Consider the following 8,444-nt stretch of genomic DNA (forward strand, 5'->3'; position numbering starts at 1 on the left):
GATCGCCATCTCCTGCAATGTGATCTCCTCAGACTTCACAAGCTTCACACGGCATTTCATCGACACCTCGGTACCAGGGAAAAATCCAGGTTACCGAAATCCAAACAGTTTTACCAGGAGCACTTACCTGGTAGTATGAAGTAATCGCGACTACGGGGTATCGCAATGTCAGACGATCTCGATGAATTTGACGTGTATCTCAACCATCTGGCACAGGAGTTAGGGCACGCTAATCGCCACGCCGGCCTTAAAGGCTACTGTTCCGGTCTGGTGATGCCACTGTCACGAAAGAGCGTCGAGCCGATGGCCGCGCATATTGATCCGCTTCACGCCAGTGCGAAGCATCAGTCGCTCCACCACTTTGTTGCCAAGGCCGAGTGGTCCGACAAGGCGATCATGCAGCGGGTGCGCGAGTGGGTGATGCCCGCGCTAGGCGCGCATGCCGCTGAAGAGGCCGGCTACTACTGGATTATTGACGACACGGGTTTTCCAAAGAAGGGCCGCCATTCGGTGGGCGTTGCACGCCAGTACTGTGGGCAGCTCGGCAAGTCAGTATGACTCCCCTGGCAGCGAGGCTGGCCGCCGTGGGGAAGTGAAGCGCGGGTTAGCATGCTGCCAGAGCCGCAAGAGTGTGGCCGGAGCCACCACTCGACGGTTTGTTTCCGACACGGGAGGCCAGTATGAACCAGGATAGCACGTTGTACGTTGGGCTGGACGTTCACAAGGACTCGATCACGGTTGCCTACGCGATGGGCCTGGACGAAGTTGAACTGTTCGGCAAGATCGGCACGACACAGGTTGAAGTCGATCGTCTATGCAAGCGGCTGCAATCCAAGGCCCGGCATGTTCACGTTGTCTATGAGGCAGACCCTTGTGGCTATGGACTGAATCGCCGGCTCGTCGAGAAAGGCTTCGATAGCATGGTGTGTGCGCCATCGCTGATTCCGAGAAAGCCTGGTGATCGCGTCAAGACCGACCGGCGCGACGCGTTCAAACTGGTGCGTTCGCTGCGAGCCGGTGATCTATCCGCAGTGCATGTGCCGACCGTGGAAGACGAGGCGTTTCGCGATCTGGCCAGGGCGTGGTCGTCCGCCAGGGACGATCTGAAACAGGCACGGCAGCGGCTGAAGTCTTTCCTGCTGTCGCACGGCGTACAGTACTCCGGCCGGGCAAATTGGGGCCCAGCCCACCGGCGCTGGCTGAGTACCCTTTCGTTCGACAGTGCGTGGCAGCAACTGGCGTTCAACGAACACCGCCGCACCATCGAAGATCGCCTCGCGCAGGGAGGCAGCGCTGCACGAGGAGGTCGTTTGCTGGCGGTTCTATCCGGTCGTGCTGGCGTTGCAGGCGATGCGCGGCATCCAGTTCACGTCGGCGGTGGGCTGGTGTCCGAACTGGGCGATCTGTCGCGCTTTGAACACCCTCGGCAGTTGATGGCGTGGCTGGGCGTTACGCCGTCGGAACATTCATCAGGTAGCAAACGGCGCCAGGGCAGTATCACCAAGGCCGGAAACAGCTATGCAAGAAAGCTGCTGGTTGAATCAGCCTGGAGCTACCAGCATCCGGCGCGCGTGAGCAAAGACATACAGAGCCGGCAGGAAGGCATACCCAAGCCCATTGTCGATCGGGCCTAGGATGCCCAGCTACGCCTGTGTGGCCGATATCGCAGGCTCGTGGCCAGAGGAAAGAGCCGGCAAGTTGCAGTCGTTGCTGTGGCCCGTGAACTGGCCGCGTTCATCTGGGACATCGGCCGGATGGGGATGACCCTGGCGGTACCGCAAAGCGAACAGCCTGCGTAACGAGTTTTTCCACACACCCAACGCCTCACACACTGCGAGTTTCCTGAAGGCGGCGTAGCCCGGTATCTGAGTAATCCGCGTTCCTGTTTGGCAACGGCATCAGGCCGACTTGTGCGGCAAGAAAGCGGCAGGCTCATGACACGGACCTCTGTAATGCGGTACCCAATCCGCGAATATCAGCGTGATCCGCCGTCGAGATTTACTGCTACGTCGCCCTCAGGAAATTCAAAAACGCCTATGAATAAGATTTAAAACCCACCCTATTGACACGGGGAGTCATATCAACAGGACAACTGTCAGGTCGCAGTGAGTTTATCGATCGCGACGCAACGCGGCAGCCTGCCAATCGCCTGGCAACTGTATGTCCCCAAGGAATGGATTGACGATCGGGAACGTGCCCGTCGTGCGGGCATTCCTGACGATCAGGCCTTCGCAACCAAACCACAGATTGCGTTGGCCCAACTGCGCGACGCGATTGCATCCGGGATTGTGCCGGGTATCGTGCTGGCCGATGCAGGATATGGTGATGAAACGGCCTTTCGGGAAGGGATAAGCGAGCTGGGTTTGTTATGCGCCGTGGGGATTCGCCCGGGCACATCGGTATGGGCACCGGGTACGGCGCCGCTGCCGCCCAGGCCGTGGAGTGGGCGTGGCAACCCACCTACACTGCTGCGTCGTGCGCCCGGCCACGAACCGCAAGCGGTCAAGGCGCTGGCCATGCAATTACCCGCGAACGCCTGGCAGACCGTAACCTGGCGGGAAGGCAGCAACGCGGCACTCTCCTCACGCTTTGCCGCCGTGCGGGTTCGTCCGGCTCATCAAGACTATTGGCGCAGTACGCAGCGCGCTGAAGAGTGGCTGCTCATCGAATGGCCCGAGGGAGATAAAGAGCCGCTCAAGTACTTTCTCAGTACCGCTCCCAAGGAGGCGACACTTGAACAACTCGTCCTGGTGACAAAGATGCGCTGGCGTATCGAGCGCGATTATCAGGATCTGAAGCAGGAGTTCGGACTGGGTCACTACGAAGGTCGCGGCTGGCGCGGCTTTCACCACCACGCCACACTGAGTATTGCCGCATACGGGTTTCTGATGGCCCAGAGACTCAGGATGGGATCAGGTACCGGCGATAAAAAAAACTTCATTGAACGCGCGCTGCCTGCGCTTCCCGCGGATTACATCGCACGCGGCAGTCCAGCGCGCACAACGCCACGTTCCTGACTCCATCACGACGTTGCGTATCCTGCTCGGACTACGGCTCACGCAACGCCTGCACCATTCATCGCAGCGGTGGCACGAAAAATATGTGACACAGTAAGATTAATGACTGCGCTGACGGACGTCGTAAGGGCCTGGGATTGCCTCCATGCGTTTCGAGGCCGACCTGGCAGCCCCGGGCGGGGCGACGAGCGGGTCCTGCGCGATGTGCATCGCAGGGTGTTTTGCTGTCTGCCTGTCGAGCAACGCCGGACCCTGCTGATGGTTGACTCGCGGGGTTCAGGTATCACGAGGCATCGAACCGGGGTAGCGGGAGGCAAGCCATGAACGAAGATCGTGACTGGGGGAGGGGTGGCTCGGGCGAGCCGGATCTGCGGCCGCTATCGGCGTTTGCCAACAATGAGCTGTCCGCCACGGAACGCGCCGCCACGCTCGTCCGTCTGACGAACGACTCCGGGGCAGCCGACCGCGTGGCCGACTACCGCGCGCAAAAAGCTGCGCTGACAGCGCTGTTCGGGAACCCGCGAGACGATGCGCGATGCATCGTCGTGCGACGCCGCACTCCGTGGTGGCGGCAAACCGGCTCGGTAGCCTCTTGCATGGCTATGGGCGCGGCACTCGGGTCGGCACCCGGCTGGGTGTTGGCGACCTTCGCGGCCGATCCACCCGTGTTTGCGATGCGTGCCGACATCGCTTACGCGGTGTACGCGCCCGAGCAAGGCCACCCCGTGGAGTTCGCTGCGGCAGAACGGGATCAACTGGTCAACTGGCTGTCCTGGCGCCTCGATCGGCGATTGTCGGTGCCTTCACTTCGGGAGTATGGCTATTCGTTGATCGGCGGTCGGCTGCTGCCCGGCGAGTCCGGCCCGGCCGCGCAATTCATGTATCAGAGCACGGCCGGCGCCCGGCTCACGATGTACGTCGCAGCGGTTCCAAAGGACACGACGGCGTTCCGCCTGTTTCGTGACGGCAACCGCAGCACGTTCTACTGGGGGAGTCAGGGGATGGGATGCGCGCTGACTGGCCAGGTCTCCAAGGCGCAATTGCGATCCATGACGATCGACGTATGCGGCGTGCCTGGGGGCTATCCAGAAGCCTGGCAACCGGCGATGTGATGAACCCATGATGCTTTACGGATCTCGCATTTCGCATCATCCAGCATGCCGGAGCAACCTGCCTGCTGCGGGATCGCAGGCAACCGTGCGGACCTTGCTGCGTGCGCTTGCGTTGACGTGCCTGATCGTCTCAAGTGGCGCTCTGGCCCAATCGACCAGCCCAATTACGCCGGCTTCATCCGGTACATTGGCGAGATGCGCCGGTACTGCTACGTCGGATGCCGTGAGCGCAGACTTCAACCAGTTCCGGTGTCTGACGGCTGACGAACAGGCGAGGTTGTTGCGAACACGGATCGAGAATCACACGCTGTCCTCCCTGACCGACGAGCAGATTCTGTCCGTGATGGACGTGATGAAGCCGGAAGCCTTCGTTGAGTACGCAAGGTCCGAGATGGTCCCCGATGGCGGCTGCGAATACCGGATGTTCCGGCAGGAGCGCGTATTCGGCAGATGGCCCGACCGGCCCGATCACATGGTTGTACGTTACCAGGACAACCCACGAAAAGTCTACGCGAAATGGCTGCCTGACGGCGACCATGCGGGACAGGAGCTTCTTTACGACGAAACGTCGGACCGGGATAGCATCTTCGGCCATCTGGGCGGCTCGCTGCATTTCGTGTCAGGCAAGATCGCCCTCGACGGCCCGCTTGCGCACACCCAGTCCCGCCATAGCGTCCGCGATCTCGGTCTGCAGTTCATCGCGCGCATCGTCGAGCACGACGCACGCAGCTTTCGTGAAGAGGGTCTTACTGAGAGGCCGACACGCATCGAACTCGTGAACGTGCATGGCACGCGGTTGCTTGCCTGGACGTGGACTGCTCCATCGGGCCCGCCTGCGCATTATGCGCAGCGCGTGAGACTACTGTTCGATCTTCAGCACCCCTGGCCCCGTGGCGAAGCCGCGTGGGACGAACGCGGCCGGCCATTGGAACTGATTCAGTTCGAAGAGGTCGTGCCTCGCCACTGGAGCGAAACCACCTTCGATCGGCATAACCCCGAATACGGCTTCCGGTGACTCCGAGTCCAGCGAAACGTCCACGCAACGGTCTGTCCACTCGAAACGTATAAGTCCAATCGCGGCAACGCCACGCTGATTGCAATCCTGCCCGACACGGCGGCGGCCCTGACTCGTGAGATTCTCTACCTCAACGACCGGCAGAGCGGTTCGTTCTCTCCAACGACCAGGCACAGGGGGTGGCGCGGGTAGGTCCTGGCCACATGAGCGCCGTAGTATTGGTCGCGACCAGCGAGTCCCAGCGCGACTCGAGCTTCTATAATGCGCTGCTCGGGCGCTTCAGGGGGCTGTCGCATGTCACCGTTGAAGTGCAACCCGCTCAAGCAGCGGCCTGACTCATGGCAGTCAAGTTACCCTGCGTCGATGTCTGCACTTTCGATGGCAAGACCAGATTGTGCGTTGGATTTTTTCGTACCCTTGACGAGATTCGGACGTGGAAGAAGATGACCGACCACCGGCGCCATCAGGTGATTAACGACCGGGCGCGGCGACGGGCCAGGCTGCAGCGGGCATCCCCCGGAGTTATCTGCGTCGCAGGAGGCCTCGGACGGCTGAATCCATGGCGTGGGTCCGTCCGTCACCACGGCTCCTTTTGGCGACTTGCTTCTGTAACACATGGCGCGATAGGATCTCACCCGCTCATTGGGGAGTAGCCGCCTCGACTGCAATGTTCGAGGGCGCAAGTCAACATACTTGGCGAGTCGCGAGACTCGCTATGGCGTGCGCAGCTAGATGCCTGGCAAGACCGAGGACTCGCATTCCGACCTGACCGGGTCGCCGGAATGCGCGTCATCGCGTTCTTACAGCGCGGCCCGGCCATAACAACCCATGCAATCCTTCCTTGTTTCAACCAGTGTGGTTGGCCTCGCCGAGATTGGCGACAAAACTCAACTTCTGTCCCTGGTACTGGCTGCGCGATATCGCAAGCCCATCCCCATCATCCTTGGTGTGCTTGTCGCGACACTCATCAATCATGGCGCGTCTGGTGCGCTCGGCGCGTGGCTTGCGAGCGTTCTGAGTCCAGGCATCCTGAATTGGGCTGTCGTCGCTTCCTTCGCGGTCATGGCGGTCTGGATTCTCATCCCCGACAAGCTGGACGATGCCGATGCGGTCTCGACGAAACATCCGATGGGTGATCGGCGCTCTTTCCGCTGGGTTTGTCCGTGAATACCTTGTCGAGCTTGATGCCGTCGAGATGACGCGCACATATCCGATTTTCTTGCCGCTCATGTTGCCCCCGTTCGTCTAAGGAAGTGTCAGGTTGTATTCGAGACCCTTAGCTGAAAGTGTCAACTAATTTCTTTTTCAACCCTATTCTGACACTTCGCAGCACATGGTCAGGCCCGCAGCTCGCCGCGGCACTCGACTATGTAGGTGATGGCGATACGCTGATCGTGCACAGCATGGATCGCCTGGCGCGGAACACTGAGGATTTGCTCCGCATCGTGCGCGAGCTGACGGCTAAGCAAGTGTCCGTCGAGTTCGTCAAAGAGCGCCTGACGTTCAACGGCCAGAGCGATGACCCGATGGCGCATCTGATGATGACGATGCTGGGCGGTTTCGCTCAGTTTGAGCGCTCGCTGATTCGCGAACGTCAGCGCGAGGGCATCGCGATCGCCAAAGAGAAGGGCATCTATAAGGGCCGCAAGCCGTCCCTGACGGGTGACCAGGTGGAGGCGTTGCGTCAGCGTGTTGCGGCCGGCGACAAGAAAGCTGTTGTCGCGCGTGAGGATCTGTTTGCGCACGCGGTGGAAGCGTTCAACGAGTGGCGGGCCGCCGTCGAGGCCGCACGAGCCATCGGCAGCCAGGCGCATCACCTGCAGATGCAGGGCACACAGCCGGTCAAGTTGCCGACGATGCCCAATACCGGCGAACTGAGCGTGCACATGCTGCGCCGGTTCGGTGATGGCGTCTGGCAACAGTCGCTCTACGGCAGGCTGCCGCGCGTGAGCTGACGGAACAGCGGACAAGTCAGCGAGTGTCCGACATAACAACCCTGACAGCCGGCGGGGCGCTTAGTCCTCGGGTCCGCGACCGGCAACTGATGTACCGGATTGATAGAAACGGACAAGTCGTGAGTGTCCGCAATAACCGCGACAGCCCGCGGAGAAACATCTAGCTCTCGCGGCGGGCACCAACAACTGACATGAGGTAATCGTGGCGAAAGAAAAGCAGGTAGCGGAGCCGGGTAAAACGGTGGCCAAAAAGCCCAATCCGAAGCGCGAGCCGACCGCACTTCAAATCTACGCGGAGGCCGAAGAGTGCGTATTCCACGCAAAGAGAACAGCCATTCCAGGGCAAAGTGAATCGTGATTCCACGGCAAAGTGAACAAGAATTCCACGCCATCGCGAACAAACGGAGCGCAGCGACGCGGGACCTTTACCTTTTTACTCGGACTGCGGCTTTGCGGTCAATCGACTGCGCGTCTTGCGCAGCGATTCGCCCGCGAGCGTGATGCGATGAGCGTTGTGCACCAGCCGGTCAAGGATCGCGTCGGCGACGGTGGGTTCGCCGATCGCGTCATGCCAGTGCTCGACCGCAAGCTGGCTGGTGGCCAGCGTGGATCGGTGTCCATGCCGGTCATCGAGCACCTCCAGCAGGTCGCGCCGCGCGGAATCGGTCAGCGGCGCCATTGCCAGATCGTCGAGAATCACGAGATCCGTCTTGGCAAGTTGTGCGAGCCATCGCGCGTAGCGCCCGCTGCCGTGTGCGATCGCCAGTTCCTCGTTCAGTTTCGGCACGCGCAGATAGCAGGCGGAGAACCCCTGGCGGCACGCCTGGATGGCGAAGGCGCAACCCAACCAACTCTTGCCGAGCCCGGTCGGGCCAACCAGGATCAGGTTTTGCCGCTCCCGAAGCCACTCACCGGTCAGAAGACGGGCGGTGAGCGCCCGGTCCAGGCCGCGGGCGGTGCGATAGTCGATGTCCTCGGGCGAAGCGTCGGGGACCTTCAGTCTGGCCCGGCGCAGCCGGGCCGCCGTTTGTCGCGAGTCACGTTCACTGGATTCACGCTCGACCAGCAACCCGAGTAATAGTGCTGATCAAGCTCGACGTGATAGTCCGGCGCCGGCGAACGAAGCAAACGCCGCTATCACGGCTGGATAAAGAACGCTAACGCAGAAAAGGCGGGCCGCTACACGCAGAATTCGGCGTTTAGCTTGCGTTTCGACGATCAGGCGGGGTGTCTTTCGGCGGGACGGCCGGCATCGCTTGCGGTCTTGAGCGGCGATCTGCGCGAGGTTGCGCCGCATCGAATCTCCGAGGTCGACACGGTGATAACGCTGTTCGAAGGGGAGGCG

General features: G+C 61.0%; 4 protein-coding genes, 7 pseudogenes and 1 riboswitch. Of the genes and pseudogenes, 10 read left to right on the forward strand and 1 reads right to left on the reverse strand.

What is annotated here, in order from left to right; genetic code table 11:
• Positions 1–165 precede the first annotated feature (165 nt).
• The 10 genes and pseudogenes from GNZ13_RS50690 to GNZ13_RS50740 form a co-directional block, all read left to right on the forward strand.
• A pseudogene (locus tag GNZ13_RS50690) lies at positions 166–549 on the forward strand (transposase); the annotation flags it as partial.
• 131 nt (positions 550–680) lie between these two features.
• A pseudogene (locus GNZ13_RS50695) lies at positions 681–1,799 on the forward strand (IS110 family RNA-guided transposase).
• A 270-nt stretch (positions 1,800–2,069) separates the two neighbouring features.
• A pseudogene (locus GNZ13_RS50700) lies at positions 2,070–3,017 on the forward strand (IS701 family transposase); the annotation flags it as partial.
• Positions 3,018–3,337: 320 nt separating this feature from the next.
• Positions 3,338–4,129, forward strand: coding sequence for an anti-sigma factor family protein (locus GNZ13_RS50705; RefSeq protein ID WP_172178993.1), 792 nt, complete (start codon positions 3,338–3,340; stop codon positions 4,127–4,129).
• Between the two features lie 223 nt (positions 4,130–4,352).
• A complete protein-coding gene (locus GNZ13_RS50710) occupies positions 4,353–5,144 on the forward strand; it encodes a DUF1571 domain-containing protein (RefSeq protein ID WP_172178994.1) in 792 nt (263 codons plus the stop codon).
• 179 nt (positions 5,145–5,323) lie between these two features.
• Positions 5,324–5,479: pseudogene (locus GNZ13_RS50715) on the forward strand (CDF family Co(II)/Ni(II) efflux transporter DmeF); the annotation flags it as partial.
• A 3-nt stretch (positions 5,480–5,482) separates the two neighbouring features.
• Positions 5,483–5,659: pseudogene (locus GNZ13_RS53370) on the forward strand (DUF1289 domain-containing protein); the annotation flags it as partial.
• 117 nt (positions 5,660–5,776) lie between these two features.
• Positions 5,777–5,961, forward strand: a riboswitch (yybP-ykoY riboswitch).
• Positions 5,962–5,972: 11 nt separating this feature from the next.
• Positions 5,973–6,278: pseudogene (locus GNZ13_RS50725) on the forward strand (TMEM165/GDT1 family protein); the annotation flags it as partial.
• A 152-nt stretch (positions 6,279–6,430) separates the two neighbouring features.
• The gene (locus GNZ13_RS54715; protein WP_456238736.1) at positions 6,431–7,099 is read left to right on the forward strand and encodes a recombinase family protein; all 669 of its coding nucleotides are present in this window, start codon (positions 6,431–6,433) and stop codon (positions 7,097–7,099) included.
• A 202-nt stretch (positions 7,100–7,301) separates the two neighbouring features.
• Entirely contained in the window at positions 7,302–7,457 is a 156-nt protein-coding gene (locus tag GNZ13_RS50740; protein ID WP_172178996.1) for a hypothetical protein, read from the forward strand.
• Between the two features lie 75 nt (positions 7,458–7,532).
• Here GNZ13_RS50740 and istB read toward each other — a convergent pair.
• A pseudogene (gene istB / locus GNZ13_RS50745) lies at positions 7,533–8,174 on the reverse strand (IS21-like element helper ATPase IstB); the annotation flags it as partial.
• Between the last annotated feature and the right edge of the window lie 270 nt (positions 8,175–8,444).

The sequence above is a fragment of the Paraburkholderia elongata genome, from assembly GCF_013177735.1.
GTDB classification, from domain to species: Bacteria; Pseudomonadota; Gammaproteobacteria; order Burkholderiales; family Burkholderiaceae; genus Paraburkholderia; species Paraburkholderia elongata.

Bases quoted from the DNA above. Each gene is read 5' to 3' on its own strand.
- GNZ13_RS50705 (WP_172178993.1), top strand. From the start codon at position 3,338: ATGAACGAAGATCGTGACTGGGGGAGGGGTGGCTCGGGCGAGCCGGAT.